A 19,330-nucleotide genomic window follows, 5' to 3' on the forward strand; every position below is an offset into this window, starting at 1 on the left:
GAACCACGGCGGGGACGGGTGGAAGCGGTGCCTGCCCCGTGACGGGTGAGCGCGCCGGGACGTTGACCCGACATGCAGAACCATCCCGATGCCGAGCTCACCGACCAGGTGCTCGGGTCCGAGATCGAGCTGCTCGCGGACCTGATCGACGCCGCGAGCCGGGCCTGCGCGCACCTGGACCCGGACCAGATAGATGCGGCGCTGGGGCTCTGTCCGCAGCTGGGTCCGGCCCCGAGCCTCGCCGCAGCGTCCCCCGGGACGTCGGCCAGCCAGTCCCTCGGCTAGTCGCGCAGCAGGTCGCCGGGCAGATTCTTGGACTAGTCGCCCAGGGCGTCGAGGTAGTGCGTGAGCTTGGTGGCGAAGCGTTCGCCGCCATCACCGTCGGCCCACAGCTCCCAGAGCTCGTTGTCCTCGGACTGGAGAGCCCGGTGCAGGGCCTGGGTGGCGAGCTCCTCGAGCTCCTCGTCCACGTCGATGGGTTCGTCGTCGACCCACCAGGGCACATTGCGTTCTCCGACAACGGATTCGAGGTCGTCACAGGCAGCCACGAGCACGGCGGCAGCCACCGCCTGCGACATGGCCGGCGCCTCGATGTAGCCCGACGCGCGGACCACGCTGTCGAGCGCCGACTCGACCCTCTTGCGCCGGACGTCCGGCTCGGACTCCTCGAGCTCGTCGAGGAAGTCGAGCGCGTCGTCGTTCTCGAACGGCCCCGCTCCGCTGGCGCCCATCTCCCAACCTCCCGCGTGCGACTAGCTGCTGCTTCGAGGGTGCCAAGAGACGCGGCGACACGCCAGCCCTAGTCGTGCGGACTCATCCGTTGGTACCAGGCGGTGTCGACGTATCGACCGAACTTGTGTCCGACCTCCCGCAGCACTCCCACCCGCTCGAAGCCACACGACAGGTGCAGGGCCACGCTCGCGTCGTTGGGCAGGGCGATCACCGCGACCTGGGTGTGCACCCCGGGGGCGGCGTCGAGCCGTGCCAGCAACGCGGCATACAGGGTGCGGCCGAGGCCTTGGCCGCGGGCGCCCTCCGCGAGGTAGACGGACACCTCCTTGGTGCCGTCGTAGGCCGGCCGCGGGCGGAACGGGCCCGAGTACGCGTAGCCGAGCAGCGCGTCGTCCGCACAGGCCACCAGGACGACGTTGCCCTCGTCGGTGGCCGCGACCTTCTCGCTGAGGTATGCCGCGCCGCGGGGCTCGGTGTCGAACGTCGCCACCGAGGTGCGGACCTGCTCGTCGTAGATGGCCGCCATCGCGGGCAGGTCGTCCCCGGTCGCGTCCCGGACGAGGACTGACGCGTCGCTGGTCGGGCCGATGCTGCTCATGTCGGCGATGCTAGGGGGATGGACCACGAGCCCGGGCACACCCATGGCACCGACGCCTCGAGCGGCGGGGCGAAGCTCCCTGACCCCGACCGCGGTACGCCCACGGACCGCCAAGCCCTCTGGGACGAGCGGTATGCCGCGCACGAGCACGTCTGGAGCGCGACGCCCAACGCCGAGGTGGAGCGCATCGTGGGCAGCTGGGCACCCGGCCGGGCCCTCGACCTGGGCGCCGGCGAGGGTCGTCACGCCGTGTGGCTGGCGGAGCTGGGCTGGCGGGTGACGGCCGTCGACTTCTCGGCGGTGGGCCTGGCCAAGGGCGAGAAGGAGGCCGCCCGCCGCGGGGTCCGGGTCGACTGGGTCGTGGCGGATGCCCGGTCCTGGCACCCCGCTCCCCAGACCCGCTTCGACCTCGTCCTGGTGTCGTACCTGCACCTGCCCTCGGACGTGGTCTCGCGCACGCGGACCTGGCTGGCGCCGGGCGGTGCACTCGTGGTCGTGGGGCACGGGCTGCGCAACCTCACCGAGGGCGTGGGCGGCCCCTCCGACCCTGCCCTGCTGCACACCCCGGAGCAGCTGCGCGCCGCGGCGGGAGACCTGCAGATCGAGCGTTGCGAGGAGTACGTGCGGCCCACCGACCAGGGTGACGCGATCGACGTCGTGCTGGTGGCCCGGCGCCTCACCTGAGTCCCGGTGAGCCCCCGATGAGCCCCGCGTCGGGCCCCGGCGAGCCCGGCCTGAGCCCCGCCTGACGTGGGTCAGGCGGCCAGGCGACGGAGCAGGGTCTCGAGAGTCGGCGCGAGGGGTGCGTCGACCTGTGCCATGGCTTCGCCGTCGCCGCGGGTCGGCCCGCGGGTGATGATCGCGACGGGGATGTCGAGCGCGGCAGCCCGGCGGACGAACCGGTATCCGCTCATGACCTTGAGGCTTGAGCCCAGCACCACCAGCGCGCTGGCTTGCTCGGTGAGGCGAAAACACCTCTCCACCAAGGGTTTCGGCACGGACTCGCCGAAGAAGACGACGTCGGGCTTGAGGGTGTCGTGGCCGCAGACGAGACACAGCGGTGTGCGGAAGGCGGTGACGTCGAGGTCGTTCAGCGCGATGTCGCCGTCGGGGCGGATCTCGTCACTGGTGACCGAATAGGTCGGGTTGCTCTCCCGCATGCGCTCGTCGAGGTCCCAGCGGGAGGTCCGGTCCCCACAGGTCAGGCACACCACGCGGGCCAGCGACCCGTGCAGCTCCTCGACGTCGGTCGCGCCGGCGCGCTGGTGCAGCCCGTCGACGTTCTGGGTGATGACGGACGCGACCAGACCGCGATCCTGGAGCCTCGCCACGGCCTCGTGGCCTGAGTTCGGCCGAGCGCGGTTGAACCGCTGCCACCCGACGTAGCTGCGTGCCCAGTAGCGCTGCCTCGCCTGCGACGACCCGACGAACTCGGAGTACTGCATGGGCGTCACCCGACGGGTGCCATCCGGGCCGCGGTAGTCCGGGATGCCCGAGTCGGTGGAGATGCCTGCGCCGGTGAGGACGAGGACGTTCCCCCGCTCGAGCAGGCCGGCGATCACAGCCAGCTGGTCGGTCACGGCGGCGGTCTGCGTCACGGGGCAAGGCTACGTCGGGCGGCGCACACGTCGCGGGGCGGAGGCACGTCGCCAACGGTGAACCATCACGAATGGATCGACAACTAACGATCTGGATAACGAGCCGTTATGCTTTAACCATGATCGACGCCGCAGGTCTCCGTGTCATGAAGGCCATTGCCGATGAGGGCAGCTTCACCGGTGCAGCCCTGTCACTGGGCTACTCCCAGCCAGCGATCTCGCAGATGGTGCGCCGCCTCGAGCAGCGCACCGGCACCGTGCTGGTCGAGCGCGTCGGACGCAACGTCCGCCTGACCGAGGCCGGGCAGGTCCTCGCGCGCCACGCCGTCGCCGTGCTCTCCGCTCTGGACGCCGCCGAGGAGGAGGTCGCCGCGATCGCCGGGCTGCGTGCCGGGCGGGTCCGCCTGATGGCCTTCCCCTCCAGCTCGGCCACGCTCGTCCCCCGGGCGCTCGCCCTCGTGAAGCAGCGGTTCCCCGACGTCCAGGTCACCTTCACCGAGGCCGAACCGCCCGAGTCCCTCGCCGCCCTCAAGGCCGGCGAGTGCGACCTCGCCGTGGCCTTCGCGTACGAGGGCACTGACGTGGGCCGCGGCGAGGAGGATCTGGAGCTCTTCGTCACCCACAAGCTCCTCGATGACGAGGTCCGCCTCGCCCTCCCCCGTGAGCACCCCCTCGCGGCGCTGGACATGGTGGACCTGTCCGCGCTCGCGCAGGAGAACTGGATCGCCGGCTGCCCGCGCTGCCGGGGCCACCTGCTGCAGATGTGCGCGACCGCCGGCTTCTCTCCCCATGTCGGGTTCGAGACCGAGGACTACGTGGCCGTCCTCGGCCTCGTCGCCGAGGGGCTGGGGGTGGCCCTGATCCCCGATCTCATCCTGCGCACGGCCCACCACCGCGACGTCGTCACGCTCCCGATCAACCCGGCCTCCCGGCGGTCCATCAGCGTGGTCACGACGGCCGACCTGCAGCGCGTGCCAGCGGTCCAGGCCACCATCGACGCCCTCGTCGAGGCGGCGAAGGCCAAACCCCGCGTCCTGGCGAGCACCTGAGCCTCATCGGCGACGCCACGTGACCGCCACGCCGTCGCCGTCCGCCACCACGGCGACGTCCCCGCGCTGGTCGGTGCGGTAGACGGCATACCCGTTGCGCTGCAACACCTCCAGGGCCTTGGGTGACGGGTGTCCGTAGTCGTTGTCTTTGCCCACGCTGATCACAGCCAGCGGCGCGCGGACGGCCTCGATGAGTCCCTCGTCGAGGTTGCCCGAGCCGTGGTGGGCGACCTTCACGACGTCGAACGCGGACGCCTGCGTCGACATCGCCTGGCTGCGTCTCAGCTCGAGGAGCACGGCGTGGGCCGCCTCGCGCTCGACGTCCCCCAGCAACAACAGGTCGACCGGACCGGAGCGCACCGCCATCACCACGCTGGCATTGTTCGGCACGGACCCGGAGGCGATCCGTCGTGCCGGCCACCACACTTCGGCCGTCAGACCCGGCCAGGTCAGGTGGTCACCGGCGGACAGGTCGCGGACCGGTATGCCGCGTGCCCGGGCCCACCCCTGCACCTGCACCCACTGGTAGGGAGGGTCGCGAATCGGAGTCGCGAGGATCTCACGGACATCGCGGCCCGCCAGTACACCGGGAAGGCCATCGACGTGGTCGGCGTGGAAATGGCTCAGGACAATGGAATCCAGCACTGACACCTCAAGTCGACGCAAGCACGCGTTGATCGCCGCCGGGTCCGACCCGGCATCCACCAGCACGGCATGACCGGGCGTCGTGGCCAGGACCAGGCCATCGCCCTGCCCGACGTCGCACGCCACGAAGCGCCAGCCCGTCGGCGGCCAGGTGACCGCCGACGTCGGGGCAGCCCCTGCCAGGACGAGCAGGCACACGCTGGCTGCGATGACCGGGTGCAGCCGCGCTCGGTGCGTCCACCACCTGCCACTGACCAGCACGAACACGGTCAGGACGGCGAGGAGGATGGCTCCGGGCGCACCGTCCGGCCACGGCAGCGTGCCACCCGGCACGGTGGCGCAGGTGCGGGCCACCCAGGCGATGCCCAGCGCGGGCAGGGCACCGACCCAGCACAGCAGCGATGCCCCGAACGGCCAGAGCGGGGCCACGGCGGCGGCCGTCACACCGGTGACCGTCGCAGGGGCCACCAGCGGAGCGGCGAGCAGGTTGGCCACCACGGCGACCACCGACACCGATCCCTGGAGCAGCACGACGACAGGTGCGCACATCGCCTGTGCCGCAACGGGAATGGCCATGGCGGGACCCCAACCTCGGATGCGGGTCGGGAGCCGTCGCCCGACCGCGTCTCCCCAGCTGCGGGTGAACAGCAACAGCCCCAGCGTGGCGAGCGTGGACAGGGCGAAGCCGTACGACCTGCTCAGCCACGGGTCGACGACGAGCAGAGCGACCACCGCCGCGGACAGGACGGGTATGCCGGCCGCCCGCCGCGACCGGCTCAGCCCGATCAGCCCGATGGTCCCCATCGTCGCGGCCCGCAGGACGCTGGGCTCCGGCCGGGCGAGGACGACGAACCCCGCCAGCACCACCACCGCCACGAGCGGCCGCCAGCGACGGCGTACGCCCGCCAGCGAGGCGCCTCCCAGGGCGAACGCCAGGATCACGCTGACATTGCTCCCCGAGACCGCCGACAGGTGGGTCATCCCGGTCGCGAGCATCGCGTCCGTGAGGTCCTGCGGGGTCCGGCTGGTGTCCCCGATCACCAGCGCGGGGAGGAGGCCACGGGCGTCGGCAGGCAGTGGCGCCGCCGCCTCGCGCAGTCCCGACCGGAGGTGCTCGGCGCCTCTGGCGACCAGTCCCGGAGCCGCGAGCGAACGCGGTGCGCCACGGGGGCGCAGGACGGCCACCACGCCGTCACCCGGTGCGGCCGCGACCAGCGTCCCCTGCACCCGTACCCGTTCGTGCCAGCGCACCGTCTCCCAGCGCTGGTCGGCCACGACGAGCACCGGCGTGGAGACCCGGGCCACCCTCCCCCGTCCGACGACCTCCTCCACGCGGAGGGTGAGACGCACAGTCGCGCCGTCCAGCCGTCGGCCGCCCACGACCACCGGATCGCGGGTCACGACGCCCGTCATGGTGACCGAGGCACGCTCAGCGGCCAGGGCCCGCACCGGTCCGGCCTCGCGCGAAGAGACCTGCCCTGCCGTCGCCGCCAGGACCAGGGTGATCGCACCCAGGACGATCGCGACGAGGCTCGCCGAGCGCCCGGAGCGTCCGGAGCGCCGACGGGGCGGGCCCCACACGAGGACGCCCGCGACGACGGCGCTGCACACGGCTGCCACCGCCAGGACCCGGGGCGCGATACCGAGCGTGGCGGCGCTGACGACCCACGACGTCAGAGCCGGGACGAGCATCCGCAGGTCGAGCAGGCGTGGCTGGACGGCACCGTCCCGGACCTGCCCGGGCCGGTCGTTCACACCGTCACCTTGGGTTGCAGCGCGGCGAAGATCTTCTCGCCGATCCCGCTGACCTCGCCGAGCTCGTCGACGGATGCGAACCGACCGTGCTCGGTGCGCCAGTCGAGAATCCGCTGGGCCAGGACCGGCCCGACCCCTGGCAGTGCCTCGAGCTCGGTGGCAGTCGCGGAGTTGAGGTTGACCCGCCCGGCCCCGGCACCCCCGCCCGCGCTCCCTCCAGCGCTCCCTCCCGCGCTGCCGCCGGTGCTCCCGGTGCCTGCGGACCCCGCCGCCGAGCCGGCTCCCCCAGCCACTCCCAACAGGACCTCGCCCGGCTTCGGCACACGGATCTGCTCGCCGTCGACCACCGGACGCGCCAGGTTGATCGCGGCCAGGTCGGCGCCAGCGCGCGCGCCCGCCTTGGCCACGGCGTCGGAGACGCGGGAGCCCGCCTGCAGCCTGAAGACACCTGGGTGGGCCACCTGGCCGACCACGTGCACAGTGACGGCGGCGGGCGGCCCACCACCTCCTGAGGCGGTGTTCGACGAGGCGAACCCGCTGCCGGTCGACGCACCGGCGCCCAGCGCCGAACCGGGTCGCGCCGGCGCCACGACCTGCGGGGTGCTGGCCGCCTTGGCCCAGGCCACCCGGACCCCGAAGCCCGCCGCGGCCACGAGCACCACCAGCAGCAGGCCTGCCGCAGCCGCACGCGGCCCGCTGAGGCGTGCGCCGCGCAGGGACGCGGGGATGGTCAGGAAACGCGGGCCGGGCGGGACCGGTCGCCGATGGCGGCCGCCGCGCGCGACCTCCGGCTTGCCCGACCGCCCCTGCGGCTTGCCCGCGCGCCCCTCGGACTTGCCCGCGCGCCCCTCGGACTTGCCCGACCGCTCAGGCGCGCGACTCGTGGTGCCCGTCTCGATCCACCCTCGGTCGGGCAGCCACGGCACCACCGCAGCAGGGGGCGACGGCAGCACCCCGGGTGACGCAGCGGGCCCCGCCGCGCGCTCGGCTGTGCGCTCGGCTGCACGGTCTGCGGACTCCAGGAGGGCCCGCACGCGGACCGAGGACTCGGACGGTCGACGACGAGACGGCATACCCGCACGCTAGGAAGGCGGCACCGCACGGGGCACCTCGCTGGGGCGGCCCTGTGGACGGCGAGCCACGCCACCTCAGCCTGTGGACGAGGCATCCCGTCGCGCCGAGATCCACAGCTCGATGTTGCGCCGGTGCCGGTAGATGACGAGCAGCGCGAGGAGCACGCACCAGACCCCCGTCTCGCGGGTGCCCACCGGCACCCACCGGAACCACGTCAGCACCCCCAGCACCAGCAGCACGAGGCACGCGGACACCGAGGCCCCGGCGACCCAGCGCGTCCGCCACAGCAGCAGGCCGAAGACCACGAGCATCCCCAGCCCGAACCACGGCTGGACCGCCAGGATCGCTCCGAGCGACGTCGCCACGCCCTTGCCGCCCTGCCCGCGCAGGAATGGCGACCAGATGTGGCCGAGCACCACGGCCAGCCCGACGCACAGGGCGGTGACCGTGCCGAGGAAATGCTGGGCGACGAGCACGGGGACCAGACCCTTCAGCACGTCGAAGACTCCGACCACGACTCCCCACCGCGCCCCGAGCACCCGGCCGGCGTTGGTGGCGCCGGGGTTGCCCGAACCGGAGTGCCGCAGGTCCTTCCCAAAGATCGTCGCCAGGATCGTCGCCGGGTTGACCGCACCGATGACGAAGGCCACGGCCGAAGCGAGGGCGGCTTCGACGAGCCCTGACGCCGACAGCCCCGCGACTGCGGTCATGGGTTCGGTCGCGGACAGACCGCGACGGCGATGGTCCCCGGACCGACGTGGGCTCCGACGACAGCGCCCAGCTCGACGACGCGCACGGCACCCCCGTCCGGCAGCCCGTCGAGGCGATCGGCCAGTCGGGCTGCCAGGGAGTCGGCGCGGGACTGCGAGTCCAGGTGGTGCACCGCGATGTCGACCGCCGACCCTGCCTTGTCGACCGCCGACATGGCGAGCTCCTCGAGCCGGGCCAGCGCGCGGGACGAGGTGCGCACCTTCTCCAGCGGCCTGATCTGCCCGTCGACGAGGCCCAGGATGGGCTTGATCGCCAGGGCCGAGCCCAGGAACGCGGAGGCCGAGCCGATCCGGCCACCGCGTCGCAGGTGCTCCAGCGTGTCGACGTAGAACACCACCGTGGAGGCCTCGGCTCGCGAACTCGCTTGAGCCGCAACGTCTTCCAGCGACCCACCCTGTTCGGCCAGCTCTGCGGCGGACAGCACGGCAAACCCCATGGCCATGCCGAGCGACCGTGAGTCGACGACCGTCACGGGGACCGGGGAGCGTTGTGCCGCAAGGTGCGCCGACTCGATCGTCGAGGACATGTCGGCCGAGATGTGCACGGAGACGATGCCGTCGGCGCCGCTTGCGGCTGCCTTCTCGTACGCGTCGAGGAACGACTGCGGTGAGGGTCGCGACGTGGACACCGGCTTGAACGCACGCAGCGCCGCCGCAACCTCCGCGGTCGTGATGTCCACACCCTCGCTGAACTCGGTGCCGCCCACGATGACGTGCAGCGGCACCACCTGGATCGCGTGCGCATCGAGCTCCGCGGCCGGCAGGTATGCCGTGGAGTCGGTGACGATCGCGATGCTCACGAGCGCAGGCTACCGGTGGCGGTCATCGGTGCAGCCCAGCCTCACGAGGCGACGATCCTCACAGGGGGACGATGTTGACGAGCTTGGGGGCCCGGACGATGACCGTGCGGATGCCGCCCTCGGTCGCCGCGACGACCTTGGGCAGCGCCAGGACCTGCTCGCGCAGGGCGTCCTCGGTGATGTCGGCGGGAACCTCCAGCCGGTCGCGGACCTTGCCCTTGATCTGCACGACGCACGTGACCGTGTCCTCGACCAGCAGAGCCGGGTCGGCCACCGGGAATGCCTCGAAGGTGATCGACTCGTCGTGACCCAGCCGCTGCCACAGCTCCTCCGCGATGTGCGGAGCCAGTGGCGCCACCATGACGACCAGCTTCTCGGCCGCCTCGCGCGGCACGGCGTCGAGCTTGGTCAGCGCGTTGTTCAGCTCGATCAACCGTGCGATGGCCGTGTTGAAGCCCAGGGTCGCGAAGTCCGTGGAGACGGCGTCGATCGTGCGGTGCAGCGTCCTGGCCGTCGCGTCGTCCAGCGGCGCGTCGGCCACCCTCACGTCTCCGGTCTCCTCGTCGACGACGTTGCGCCACAAGCGCTGCAGGAACCGCTGCGCCCCCACGACCGCACGGGTCTCCCACGGCTTGCTGAGCTCGAGGGGACCCATCGACATCTCGTACACCCGAAGCGTGTCGGCGCCGTACTGCTCGAACATCTCGTCCGGGCTGACGACGTTCTTGAGCGACTTGCCGATCTTGCCGAACTCACGGGTGACGGGCTGGCCGTGCCACGTGAACGACTGCTCGCCGGTGGCCGGGTCGACCACCTCCTCGACCTCCGAGGCCTCGACGGGCTGACCGCGGTCGTCGCGGTAGGCGGGCGCCTGGATGTACCCCTGCGAGAAGTACTTGCGGAACGGCTCGTCACTGGTGACGTGGCCCAGGTCGTAGAGCACCTTGTGCCAGAAGCGCGCATACAGCAGGTGCAGCACGGCGTGCTCCACCCCACCGATGTAGAGGTCCACACCACCGGGGTCGACGGCGCCGTCCGGTGCGCCCAGGACGGGAGTCGGGCGGGGGCCCATCCAGTAGGCCTCGTTCTCGGGGTCGACGAAGGCCTCGTCGTTCGCCGGATCGAGGTAGCGCAGGTAGTACCAACAGGACCCGGCCCAGTTGGGCATCGTGTTGGTCTCGCGCCGGTACTTGCGGACGCCCCGGCCGTCCCCCAGGTCGAGCTCGACGTTGACCCAGTCCTCGACCCGGCCCAGCGGCGGTTCGGGCTGGCTGCTCGCGTCCTCGGGCTCGAACGTCTTGGGCGAGTAGTCCGGGACGTCGGGCAGCTCGACCGGCAGCATCGAGTCCGGCACCGCGTGGCTGACACCGTCCTCGTCGAAGACGATCGGGAACGGCTCGCCCCAGTAGCGCTGCCGGCTGAACAGCCAGTCGCGCAGCTTGTAGCTCACCGTGGGCTCGCCGAACCCCTTCTTCGCCAACCACTCGATGATGGTCGCCTTGGCCTCCGGGACCGCCATCCCGTCCAAGGACACCTCGTCGTTGGACGAGTTGATCGCGGGTCCCTCACCGGTGAACGGCTCGTCCTCCGGGTGGCCTTGCGACGGTTGCACCGTGCGGATGATCGGCAGGCCGTACTGCTTCGCGAAGTCCCAGTCGCGCTGGTCCTGGCCCGGCACGGCCATGATGGCCCCGGTGCCGTAGCCCATCAGCACGTAGTCGGCGATGAACACCGGGATCCGTTGTCCGTTCACGGGATTCGTGGCGAAGGCGCCGGTGAACACGCCGGTCTTGTCCTTGCCCTCGGTCTGGCGCTCCACGTCGCTCTTGCGCGACGCCGCCAACCGGTATGCCGCGACGGCGGCTGCCGGGGACGACTCGCCGCCCGTCCAGGCCGGCTTGGTGCCGGCGGGCCAGTCGCCCCGGGACACGATCGCCTCCACCAGCGGGTGCTCCGGTGCCAGCACCATGAAGGTCGCACCGAAGAGCGTGTCGGGACGGGTGGTGAAGACCTCGATCCTCGCGTCGTGACCGACCACCGGGAAGGCGACCCGGGCCCCTTGGCTGCGCCCGATCCAGTTGCGCTGCATGGCCTTGACCTTGTCCGGCCAGTCGACGCGGTCGAGGTCGTCAGCCAGCCGGTCGGCATACGCGGTGATCCGCATCATCCACTGGCGCAGGTTGGTCTTGAAGACGGGGAAGTTGCCGCGCTCGGAGCGGCCGTCGTTGGTGACCTCCTCGTTGGACAGCACGGTGCCGAGCCCGGGAGCCCAGTTCACCGGCGCCTCGGACGTGTAGCTCAGCCGGAACTCGTCGAGGATGTCGGAGCGCTCGGCAGGCAACAGCGCAGCCCACTCCCGACCGTCCGGGGTAGGGCGGTCGCCGGACTCGAACTGGGCGACGAGCTCCGAGATCGGCCGGGCGCGGCCCTGCCCACCGTCCGGACGGACGGCCTGCGGGTCGTACCAGGCGTTGTAGATCTGGGTGAAGATCCACTGCGTCCACTTGTAGTAGCCGGGGTCGATCGTCGCGATGGTCCGACGGTCGTCGTGACCGAGCCCCAGCCTGCGCAGCTGGCGCTTCATCACGACCATGTTCTCCTCGGTCGTCTTGCGCGGGTGCTGGCCGGTCTGCACGGCGAACTGCTCCGCGGGCAGGCCGAAGGCGTCGTAGCCCAGGCAGTGCAGGACGTTCTTGCCGGTCATCCGGTGGTACCGCGCGAAGACGTCGGTCGCGATGTAGCCCAACGGGTGACCGACGTGCAGGCCCGCACCGCTGGGGTAGGGGAACATGTCGAGGACGAGCAGCTTCTCGCGACCGGCAACCTTGTCGGGCTCGGCCCAGGGCCCCGCAGGGTTGGGCGCGTGGAAGGTGCCCTCCTGCTGCCAGCGGTCCTGCCAGTCCAGCTCGATCGTCTGGGCCAGCTCGGCGGTGTAGCGGTACGGCGTCTCGCTCATCTCATCCTCACGTCTGTTGGTCGTGCCCGCTCCCCTTCGTCCTGCGCACCCGAGCCAGTGCGAACCGGGCCGTTACACAGAACAACCCCTCACGCAGGAGGGGTTGGCCGCGGTGACGTGGACCTGGTGGTCCGGATCGTCAACGCGGCTCGGGAAGAAGCAGCGACCGTGCCATGGGCACAGGCTACCGCAGGGCTCGGGCGACCGCCGGAGGGTCAGGCGGCGTAGGCCGGGTCCGCCAGCCCCTCGCGCAACGTCGCGAGGATGGAGGTGAGCAGCCGGGAGACCTGCATCTGGCTCACTCCGAGCACCCGTCCGATCTCCGACTGGGTGCGCTCCTCGACGAAGCGCAACCGGAGGATGAGCAGCTCTCGGTCGGTGAGGACCCCGAGTGCGGTCTGCAACGCGCTGAGGCTGAGCATCCGGTCGATGTCGGCGCTCTCCTGCGCGAACACCTCGACCCGCGCGGCGCCGCGGTCGTCGGGCTCGTCCAGGGACACGGCCGAGTAGGCCGAACCGCACAGCTTCGCCGAGGTGACCTCGCTCGGGTCGATCCCGAGCCGCTCCGCGACCTCGTGACGCGTCGGGGTGCGATGCAGCTGCTGGGCGAGCTGCTCCTCCTCGGCACCGAGCAGGGCGCGCACCTCCTGGAGCCTGCGGGGCGGACGCACGGACCAGCCGCAGTCGCGGAAGTGTCGCTTGACCTCTCCAGAGATCGTCGGCATGGCATAGGCGGCGAAGCAGCTGCCGATCCCGGCCCGGTAGCCGGCTGCGGCCTTCACCAGCCCGAGCCGACCGACCTGGACGAGGTCGTCGTGCTCGATCCCGCGGCCCGCGTAGCGCCGGGCCACCTGCTCGGGCAGGTCGAGGGTGAGCAGCACGGCCTCGTCGCGCAGGGACTCGGCGTCGCGCTCGTCAGCGGCGCTCAGCGCGAGCAGCAGCAGGGCGTCCGCGCGGTCGTGCGGAGTCGTGGGCTGGGTCGTGGGCTGGCTCGTCGGCGGGGTGGGCACCGCGTCGAGAGCGGCCGTTCGGGCTGTCGCCGCCGTGGTTGTTCGGGCTGTCGCCCGGGTGGTCGTGGACATGGTGGTCCCGTCTCTGGAGAGGACGGTGGCACCGCTGTTGGACCACGTGGTTTACCCCTCAACACAACCACGTCGGGCCGACAATGGCGACCCGAGGACCTGGAGGACCCTCGACCGGGGCCGCTCGTCGGAGCCTGTTTCGCCACCACGTTTGCCCTGCCGCAACTCGGGGTAGGGCACAGCTCCGGGACGCGAACGACTCTGCGCCCGGACCCCTTTCACTGCCCCCTTCACATCCCGCTCCACCCCTTCACCGCCCCCCTAACGCCAGGAGAACCCATGTCCACCGACGCCATCGTCATCCTCAAGGACGACCACAAAGAGGTCCGCGCGCTCTTCCGCGAGTTCGAGAAGTCCACCACGACGAAGGCCCGCAAGGGCGCGATCGTCTCGAAGGTCATCGAGCTGCTGACCGTCCACACCTACATCGAGAACGAGGTGATGTACCCCGAGGTACGTCGCCTGCTCCCCGAGCTCGAGGACGACGTGCTCGAGTCCTACGAGGAGCACCACGTCGCCGACGTCCTCGTGATGGAGCTCTCCACCCTGAAGCCCGGTGACGAGCGCTTCGAGGCCAAGACCACGGTCCTCATCGAGAGCGTCCGGCATCACATGGAGGAGGAGGAGCAGGACTGGTTCCCGAAGGTGCGGGAGGGGCTCGGTCGCAACCAGCTCCAGGACCTGGGCGCGCGACTCCTGGAGGCCAAGCGCAGGGCACCGCGCTCGCCGGCCCAGCCCAGCGCCCTCAAGAAGGCCGTCGACGCGGTGGTGTCCTGAGAGTGGGCCAACCCGCCCATGAGGGTCCCGACCTGCCGGAGCTCCTCGAGCACCTGGCCCGGGCGCACGACGCAGACACTCCGCCCGACGAGATCGCCGCTGCCGTCGAGTCGATGGTGCTCCACCCCGACTACCCGTGCCTGGGGGCTCGCTCGGTCTTCAACCGAGACCGTGCCACCCTGGTCGTCCTGGAGCGGATGGCGACCGAGGAAGCCACGGAGACGCTCCTCCAGGCGTTGACGGACTTCGGCGCCGAGACCGACCGCAGCGCCGGCTTCGCCTCCCTCGTCGCCGTCTTCCGAGCCGCCGAGATCGCGGACGAGGCCGGTTTCGAGACCCTGCTGTGGCGGCAGCTGGAGCTCCTCTACGAGGCCGACAGCCAGCCCTGGGACCCGCGGGTGTCCGACGACCCCGACAACCCGCACTTCGCCTTCAGCGTGGGCGGCACCGCGTTCTTCGTCGTCGGGCTGCACCCGCAGTCGTCCCGCATCGCACGACGGACTCCGCTGCCCACGTTGGTCTTCAACCTCCACGAGCAGTTCGAGGAGCTGCGCGCGTCGGACCGGTTCAGCCGCATGCGCGACACGATCAGGCGGCGCGACACCGAGCTGCAGGGGTCGCTGAACCCCATGGTCGCCGACCACGGACGCAGCTCCGAGGCCCGGCAGTACTCGGGACGTTCCGTGCCGGAAGACTGGGAGGCGCCGGCCAGCTTCGAGGACGAGGAGACGTCAGCATGAGCGAGACCACCACCCTGGCACCCCAGACCGGTACCGGGTTCCTGCTCCGGGCGGGCGACGTGCTGACCGTCATCGACCCGCAGGGCGGGCAGGTCAGCGACCTCTTCTGCTTCGCGGCCGACGACCACGACGAGAAGCTGTCCAGCGGACGCACGATCGACTATGCCAACACGATCTTCCTCACGACCGGCCACCTTCTCTACAGCAACCGCAGCCGCCCGATGCTGACAGTGGTCGAGGACACCTGCGGCCGCCACGACTTCCTCCTGACCCCGTGCAGCCAGGACACCTTCGACCTGCTCTACCCGGAGTTCGACGGCGCCTACCACCCCAGCTGCCTGGAGAACCTCTCGACCGGTCTGGAACCCTTCGGGGTGAAGCCCGACCAGATCGGCACGACCCTCAACATCTTCATGAACGTGTGGCCCGAGCCGGGTGGCGAGCTGCACATCGACCCGCCGACGTCGGTGGCCGGTGACCGGTTCGTGGTGCGGGCCGAGATGGACCTGCACGTCGGGCTCACGGCCTGCTCGGCCGAGAAGTCCAACGGCGGCGTGTGCAAGCCCATCGAGTTCTCGGTGACGGCTGCAGGAGACGCCGGCGCGGCCGCGACCGGGACGGGGGTGCCGGGCGCGTGAGCGGCGACCAGCTCACACCCGAGGTGCGCCTTGTGGAGGACGCCGTGACCGGCGGAGGCCTGACGGGGGATACTGACGCCATGCAGAAACCCATCCCCCGGGAGGCCACCGAGGCGTTCGCCTCCCTTGCCAAGCTCGTCTACGCGGGCGGCGGCACGGAAGAGATCCTCTCGGCGATCTGCCAGACCGCGCTGGAGGTGATCCCGGGGGCGGACCACGCGTGCATCTCGACCCTCGACGACAGCAGGAAGCTGCACACCCAGGGTGCCACCGACGACGTCGCCGCCCTCATGGACAAGCTCGAGTCGGAGGCCGACGAAGGTCCGTGCCTCGACAGCATCCTCGAGGACTCCGTCCAGCACGACGCCGACATCACCGACGGCACCAAGTGGCCCCGCCTGGCCGAGCTGACCGTCAGCCGCACGCCGGTGCGCGGGATGCTGGGCTACCAGCTCCTGGAGGGTCTCGGGAGCCGGGCGGCCTTCAACGTCTTCTCGGACACGCCCGGAGCGCTCACCCAGGAGTCGGTCGACATCGGCGCCGTGCTCGCCGCGTTCACCTCTGTCGCCCTTGCCGCCTCCGAACGCCAGGCCACTGCGGAAAACCTCCGGAAGGGACTGGAGAGCAACCGGGAGATCGGCAAGGCGATCGGCCTGCTGATGGCTGCCCACTCGGTCTCCGCCGAGGAAGCCTTCGAGATCCTGCGCGGCGCCTCCAGCCGCACGAACACCAAGCTCGCGGCACTCGCGGACAAGATCAACGAGAGCCAGCAGGCCACGTTGCCCTGAGCCCCCGAGCTCCCGAGGGCGACGAAGCGCCGACGTCACGCCGGTGCGGTGGTCAGCCGGCCTCGGAGGTCAGCTGCGCCATCACCTTCGGGATCCACGGAAGCACCTCACGGGCAAGGAAACCCAACGGCGCCTGCTGTTCGCTGACGGCGCTGCCCGCGGCCCGGTGGAGCATGACCCCCCAGGCTGCGGCGCCCTGGGCCGGGACGCCCCGGGCGAGCAGTCCGGCGATGACGCCGGCCTTCACGTCACCCGACCCTGCCACGCCCAGCCCCGGCACCCCGGGGTGGCGCCACACGACGTCCGAACCGTGGGTGGCAACGTAGGTCGTCTCGCCACCTGCCACCACCGTGGCACCGGATCGCCGCGCGAGCTCCGCGCAGCAGTCGGCGGTGTGGTCCGCGACCCTGGCCTCGTCGTACCCCAGGGTCTGGGCGAGCTCGGAGTCGTTCGGCGTCAGCACGACCTTGCCGGCCAGGTGCGCGACCCCTTCGGGGTGTTCGGTCAGGTAGGCCATCGCCAACGCGTCCAGCACCACCGGGCACGCCAGCTGTGGCACCAGCGCCTCGAGCAGGTCGCAGGCGGACTCGGGCGACAGCAGCCCAGGGCCCAGCAGCAGAGCGTCACAGCCGTCGGCGAGGTCGAGCACCTGCCCGGCGGCCTTCGCCGCGATCTCGCCTTCACCGGTCTCCTCCAGGTCCGTCACCAGGGCTTCGGGCAGCGCGACGCTCACGGCGACGGCCACGCTCTCCACCGTGGCGACCTGAGGCTTCCCGGCCCCTGCCCTGATCGCAGCCTCCGCCGCCAGCAGTACGGCGCCAGGGGTGCGACGGCTGCCACCCACGACCACGACCCGTCCTCGCCCCTCCTTGCCCCCGGCCGGGTCGGGCAGCGGCCACTGCCTGAGCCGGTCGACCTCCAGGTCGCGGACCTCGAGGCTCATGACGTACTCCCACGGCCGGCGTGCTCGGGTTCGTGCGTCGACGGGGCGCCGGCCGCCTCCACGGCGCCGGACGACGCGTAGTGCACCAGCTCGGGCACCCCGGAAGGACCACGACGGTAGGTGGTCGTGGAGGCGTTGGGGACGGCCACGGTGCGGTCGAGCTCGAGGACGGCCGCCTCGTCCATCCCCTCGAGCACGTAGCGGAAGCACGAGATCACCGCTTGGTGCGTGAAGACCCACAGGCGGTCCGTCGTAGGTTCGGCGCCCACGTCACGCAGGAAGGACCGGACCCGCAGCGCGACGTCGCACCAGCTCTCGCCTCCCGGCGGCCGGTAGTAGAACTTTCCGAGGTGCTCGCGGCGCTGCGCCTCGGAGGCGTACTCCGCCCGGATCCCGGTGCCGGTCAGTCCATCGAACACACCCAGCTCGCGCTCGCGGAGCCGTTCGTCGTGCAGCACCGGGACGGTCGACCCAGCCGTGTCGAGCGCCAGTCGGGCCGTGTCGGCGCTGCGCCGGTAGGGCGAGCTGACGACGGCAGTGGGCCGGGCCGTCGCCGGGAGGTCCGCGACGTGCCGACCGAGGGCCTGCGCCTGCTCACGCCCCGTGTCGGAGAGTGGGACGTCGGCGTCGCGCTCGTGCAGGTCGAGTCGGGACTGTCCGGCCTGCCTGGCCTTGGCGTCCGCGAGGTTGCCGATGCTTTCGCCATGACGGACCAGGACCAGGCTGGCCGGTCCGAGTCGCTGGATGTCGAGCACGTGACTTCCCTCCTCGGGGACGTCACCGCGTTGGTGGTGGTGCACGGTGGGCCGCCCTCACTGTCTGGATGTCCTGTCGTGCTACCCGGTCGTCCCCTGCGCAAACGAGCCCGCACGGCGGAGGTATGCGCTCCAGGTCACGTGCGCGTGCCCGTTTCCCGGCGTGGTCCGGGGGTAGGGGGCTTCCTGGGGCGCGTCGCCCGTCTCCAACAGCGCGGGAGGGGTGGCGCGTCACCCCCGTCGGTGCGACCGTTTGAAAGGTCGTGCGTGCGGGGAATGGCCGAACAGCACCATGGAGCACGCCGGGTGCCAACGGGACCCAAGGAGACGCATGGCCACCCCGACCCGACCAACGGACCAGGACCCGGACTGGGCGGACCAGCTGGCTGACCACCTGGGACCGGGCTGCTTTCCCGCGACGCATGACCGACTGGTCGCCATCCTGAGCACCCGGCACGCCCCCAGCCACCTCCTCTGGCGCCTGGCGGCCCTGCCCCGGGCCCGCGAGTTCTCGTCCCTCGCGGAGCTCCTGGAGCACCTGGGGCAGACCGACGGCCCCTCGGGGCCCAGGACCAGTACGGACCCCTCCTGACCCATGACGCGAACCTCCGGCCACTCACCCACGGGGAAGCCTGACGTCCCCCGCGGCCCGGGCGGCTCGGGGTCGGTCCGCCCGCGAGAGGTCCGCTCGGGAGAGGTCCGCTCGGGAGAGGTCCGCATCGGCACGTCAGGGTGGCGGTACCCCTCGTGGCGCGGGGACTTCTACCCGGCCGGGCTGCGGCAGCGCGACGAGCTGGCATACCTGGCCAGCCAGCTCACCGGCGTCGAGCTCAACGGCTCCTTCTACTCGCTCCAGCGGCCGAGCAGCTACGCGTCCTGGGCGGAGCAGACACCCGACGACTTCCTGTTCGCCGTGAAGGGTGGGCGGTTCATCACCCACATGCGCCGGCTCGCCGACGTGGAGGCTCCCCTCGCCAACTTCTTCGCCTCCGGGGTGCTCGCCCTGGGTCCCAAGCTCGGACCCGTCCTCTGGCAGCTGCCCGCCAGCCTGCCGTTCGACGAGGAGCTGCTCACCGACTTCTTCCAGCTGCTCCCGCGCACCACCGAGGCCGCTGGTGAGCTGGCGACGAAGCACGACGCGAAGCTGGCCGAGGGCCGCACGCTGACGACGCCTCTGGTCAGCGCTCCGATCCGTCACGCCCTCGAGCCGCGACACGAGAGCTTCCACGCGCCCGAGGTTCGCACCGTGTTGGAGCGCAATGAGATCGCCATGGTCGTGTCGGACAGTGCGGGCACCTGGCCGCAGTTCGACGTGGTCACGAGTGACCTCGTCTACGTCCGCCTCCACGGTGACACCGAGCTCTACCACAGCGGCTACTCCCAGGCTGCCCTGGAGGCCTGGGCCTCCCGCATCCGCGAGTGGCAGCGGGACGGCAGGGACGTCCATGTCTACTTCGACAACGATGCCCGGGGCCACGCGCCGCATGACGCCGGGACCCTTCTCTCGCTGCTGGGCGACGATCCGGGGGCCGATCGAAAATCGGACGTTTCGACGTTTGCGCAGGTCAGGACGGGGCATCCCTCCTGAAGCAGCGGCCGCACAGACCGCGCGTCCAGCACTCGTTGACAG

The 19,330-nt window shown here is 71.3% G+C and carries 20 protein-coding genes; 9 read left to right on the plus strand and 11 right to left on the minus strand.

What is annotated here, in order from left to right; genetic code table 11:
- Nucleotides 1–72: 72 nt before the first annotated feature.
- Nucleotides 73–285: a hypothetical protein gene (locus tag BJ986_RS01350; RefSeq protein ID WP_179420368.1), complete on the plus strand. Its 213-nt coding sequence runs from the start codon at nucleotides 73–75 to the stop codon at nucleotides 283–285.
- Nucleotides 286–317: 32 nt separating this feature from the next.
- On the opposite strand, the gene BJ986_RS01355 is transcribed toward BJ986_RS01350, so the two are convergent.
- Together BJ986_RS01355 and BJ986_RS01360 are read right to left on the minus strand one after the other, a co-directional pair.
- Nucleotides 318–731 carry a DUF4259 domain-containing protein gene (locus BJ986_RS01355; RefSeq protein ID WP_179420369.1) on the minus strand — a complete coding sequence of 138 codons (414 nt, stop codon included), beginning with the start codon at nucleotides 729–731 and terminating at the stop codon, nucleotides 318–320.
- Between the two features lie 68 nt (nucleotides 732–799).
- A complete protein-coding gene (locus BJ986_RS01360) occupies nucleotides 800–1,330 on the minus strand; it encodes a GNAT family N-acetyltransferase (protein ID WP_179420370.1) in 531 nt (176 codons plus the stop codon).
- An 18-nt stretch (nucleotides 1,331–1,348) separates the two neighbouring features.
- Between BJ986_RS01360 and BJ986_RS01365 the strand changes: the two genes are divergently transcribed.
- Entirely contained in the window at nucleotides 1,349–2,014 is a 666-nt protein-coding gene (locus BJ986_RS01365) for a class I SAM-dependent methyltransferase (RefSeq protein ID WP_179420371.1), read from the plus strand.
- Nucleotides 2,015–2,085: 71 nt separating this feature from the next.
- Here BJ986_RS01365 and BJ986_RS01370 read toward each other — a convergent pair whose 3' ends face one another.
- Nucleotides 2,086–2,928, minus strand: coding sequence for an NAD-dependent protein deacetylase (locus BJ986_RS01370; RefSeq protein ID WP_179420372.1), 843 nt, complete (start codon nucleotides 2,926–2,928; stop codon nucleotides 2,086–2,088).
- Between the two features lie 119 nt (nucleotides 2,929–3,047).
- Between BJ986_RS01370 and BJ986_RS01375 the strand changes: the two genes are divergently transcribed.
- Nucleotides 3,048–3,977, plus strand: a complete 930-nt coding sequence (locus BJ986_RS01375) for a LysR family transcriptional regulator (protein ID WP_179420373.1) — start codon at nucleotides 3,048–3,050, stop codon at nucleotides 3,975–3,977.
- 3 nt (nucleotides 3,978–3,980) lie between these two features.
- Here the strand turns inward: BJ986_RS01375 and BJ986_RS01380 are convergent, their stop codons facing one another.
- From BJ986_RS01380 to BJ986_RS01405, 6 genes are all read right to left on the minus strand, one after another.
- Nucleotides 3,981–6,377 (minus strand): ComEC/Rec2 family competence protein, encoded by a 2,397-nt coding sequence (locus BJ986_RS01380; protein WP_337794649.1) that lies wholly within the window; start codon nucleotides 6,375–6,377, stop codon nucleotides 3,981–3,983.
- Nucleotides 6,374–7,450 carry a ComEA family DNA-binding protein gene (locus tag BJ986_RS16000; protein WP_202881153.1) on the minus strand — a complete coding sequence of 359 codons (1,077 nt, stop codon included), beginning with the start codon at nucleotides 7,448–7,450 and terminating at the stop codon, nucleotides 6,374–6,376. Before BJ986_RS16000 ends, BJ986_RS01380 begins: the two co-directional genes overlap by 4 nt.
- Before the next feature lie 75 nt (nucleotides 7,451–7,525).
- On the minus strand, nucleotides 7,526–8,161 hold the full coding sequence (gene plsY / locus BJ986_RS01390; protein WP_179420374.1) for a glycerol-3-phosphate 1-O-acyltransferase PlsY: 636 nt from the start codon (nucleotides 8,159–8,161) through the stop codon (nucleotides 7,526–7,528).
- A complete protein-coding gene (locus BJ986_RS01395; protein ID WP_179420375.1) occupies nucleotides 8,158–9,021 on the minus strand; it encodes a DegV family protein in 864 nt (287 codons plus the stop codon). The genes plsY and BJ986_RS01395 overlap by 4 nt, the downstream gene beginning before the upstream one ends.
- A 58-nt stretch (nucleotides 9,022–9,079) precedes the next feature.
- A complete protein-coding gene (gene leuS / locus BJ986_RS01400) occupies nucleotides 9,080–11,977 on the minus strand; it encodes a leucine--tRNA ligase (RefSeq protein ID WP_179420376.1) in 2,898 nt (965 codons plus the stop codon).
- Between the two features lie 215 nt (nucleotides 11,978–12,192).
- A complete protein-coding gene (locus BJ986_RS01405) occupies nucleotides 12,193–13,059 on the minus strand; it encodes a sigma-70 family RNA polymerase sigma factor (RefSeq protein WP_179420377.1) in 867 nt (288 codons plus the stop codon).
- A 279-nt stretch (nucleotides 13,060–13,338) separates the two neighbouring features.
- Here BJ986_RS01405 and BJ986_RS01410 point away from each other — a divergent pair, with 279 nt between their 5' ends.
- The 4 genes from BJ986_RS01410 to BJ986_RS01425 all read left to right on the plus strand — a co-directional run bounded on the left by BJ986_RS01410 (nucleotide 13,339) and on the right by BJ986_RS01425 (nucleotide 16,002).
- Nucleotides 13,339–13,836, plus strand: a complete 498-nt coding sequence (locus tag BJ986_RS01410; protein ID WP_179420378.1) for a hemerythrin domain-containing protein — start codon at nucleotides 13,339–13,341, stop codon at nucleotides 13,834–13,836.
- A gap of 2 nt (nucleotides 13,837–13,838) precedes the next feature.
- Nucleotides 13,839–14,576 (plus strand): guanitoxin biosynthesis heme-dependent pre-guanitoxin N-hydroxylase GntA, encoded by a 738-nt coding sequence (gntA, locus tag BJ986_RS01415; protein WP_202881154.1) that lies wholly within the window; start codon nucleotides 13,839–13,841, stop codon nucleotides 14,574–14,576.
- Nucleotides 14,573–15,214, plus strand: a complete 642-nt coding sequence (locus BJ986_RS01420; RefSeq protein ID WP_179420379.1) for a DUF1989 domain-containing protein — start codon at nucleotides 14,573–14,575, stop codon at nucleotides 15,212–15,214. Before gntA ends, BJ986_RS01420 begins: the two co-directional genes overlap by 4 nt.
- Nucleotides 15,215–15,294: 80 nt before the next feature.
- A complete protein-coding gene (locus BJ986_RS01425; protein ID WP_179420380.1) occupies nucleotides 15,295–16,002 on the plus strand; it encodes a GAF and ANTAR domain-containing protein in 708 nt (235 codons plus the stop codon).
- A 52-nt stretch (nucleotides 16,003–16,054) separates the two neighbouring features.
- Here the strand turns inward: BJ986_RS01425 and BJ986_RS01430 are convergent, their stop codons facing one another.
- Entirely contained in the window at nucleotides 16,055–16,945 is an 891-nt protein-coding gene (locus BJ986_RS01430; protein ID WP_179420381.1) for an NAD(P)H-hydrate dehydratase, read from the minus strand.
- A complete protein-coding gene (locus BJ986_RS01435) occupies nucleotides 16,942–17,745 on the minus strand; it encodes a histidine phosphatase family protein (protein ID WP_337794650.1) in 804 nt (267 codons plus the stop codon). Before BJ986_RS01435 ends, BJ986_RS01430 begins: the two co-directional genes overlap by 4 nt.
- 286 nt (nucleotides 17,746–18,031) lie before the next feature.
- Between BJ986_RS01435 and BJ986_RS16520 the strand changes: the two genes are divergently transcribed.
- Nucleotides 18,032–18,292 (plus strand): DUF2795 domain-containing protein, encoded by a 261-nt coding sequence (locus BJ986_RS16520; protein WP_179420382.1) that lies wholly within the window; start codon nucleotides 18,032–18,034, stop codon nucleotides 18,290–18,292.
- Between the two features lie 3 nt (nucleotides 18,293–18,295).
- The gene (locus BJ986_RS01445) at nucleotides 18,296–19,288 is read left to right on the plus strand and encodes a DUF72 domain-containing protein (RefSeq protein WP_179420383.1); all 993 of its coding nucleotides are present in this window, start codon (nucleotides 18,296–18,298) and stop codon (nucleotides 19,286–19,288) included.
- Nucleotides 19,289–19,330: the final 42 nt, after the last annotated feature.

It is taken from the genome of Pedococcus badiiscoriae, from assembly GCF_013408925.1.
In the GTDB taxonomy this organism is placed as follows: Bacteria; Actinomycetota; Actinomycetes; order Actinomycetales; family Dermatophilaceae; genus Pedococcus; species Pedococcus badiiscoriae.

Coding starts and splice junctions, on each gene's coding strand:
- BJ986_RS01350 (WP_179420368.1), top strand. CDS start 73: ATGCAGAACCATCCCGATGCCGAGCTCACCGACCAGGTGCTCGGGTCC.
- BJ986_RS01355 (WP_179420369.1), bottom strand. CDS start 731: ATGGGCGCCAGCGGAGCGGGGCCGTTCGAGAACGACGACGCGCTCGAC.
- BJ986_RS01360 (WP_179420370.1), bottom strand. CDS start 1,330: ATGAGCAGCATCGGCCCGACCAGCGACGCGTCAGTCCTCGTCCGGGAC.
- BJ986_RS01365 (WP_179420371.1), top strand. CDS start 1,349: ATGGACCACGAGCCCGGGCACACCCATGGCACCGACGCCTCGAGCGGC.
- BJ986_RS01375 (WP_179420373.1), top strand. CDS start 3,048: ATGATCGACGCCGCAGGTCTCCGTGTCATGAAGGCCATTGCCGATGAG.
- BJ986_RS16000 (WP_202881153.1), bottom strand. CDS start 7,450: ATGCCGTCTCGTCGTCGACCGTCCGAGTCCTCGGTCCGCGTGCGGGCC.
- plsY (WP_179420374.1), bottom strand. CDS start 8,161: ATGACCGCAGTCGCGGGGCTGTCGGCGTCAGGGCTCGTCGAAGCCGCC.
- leuS (WP_179420376.1), bottom strand. CDS start 11,977: ATGAGCGAGACGCCGTACCGCTACACCGCCGAGCTGGCCCAGACGATC.
- BJ986_RS01405 (WP_179420377.1), bottom strand. CDS start 13,059: ATGTCCACGACCACCCGGGCGACAGCCCGAACAACCACGGCGGCGACA.
- BJ986_RS01410 (WP_179420378.1), top strand. CDS start 13,339: ATGTCCACCGACGCCATCGTCATCCTCAAGGACGACCACAAAGAGGTC.
- BJ986_RS01420 (WP_179420379.1), top strand. CDS start 14,573: ATGAGCGAGACCACCACCCTGGCACCCCAGACCGGTACCGGGTTCCTG.
- BJ986_RS01425 (WP_179420380.1), top strand. CDS start 15,295: ATGCAGAAACCCATCCCCCGGGAGGCCACCGAGGCGTTCGCCTCCCTT.
- BJ986_RS01430 (WP_179420381.1), bottom strand. CDS start 16,945: ATGAGCCTCGAGGTCCGCGACCTGGAGGTCGACCGGCTCAGGCAGTGG.
- BJ986_RS16520 (WP_179420382.1), top strand. CDS start 18,032: ATGGCCACCCCGACCCGACCAACGGACCAGGACCCGGACTGGGCGGAC.
- BJ986_RS01445 (WP_179420383.1), top strand. CDS start 18,296: ATGACGCGAACCTCCGGCCACTCACCCACGGGGAAGCCTGACGTCCCC.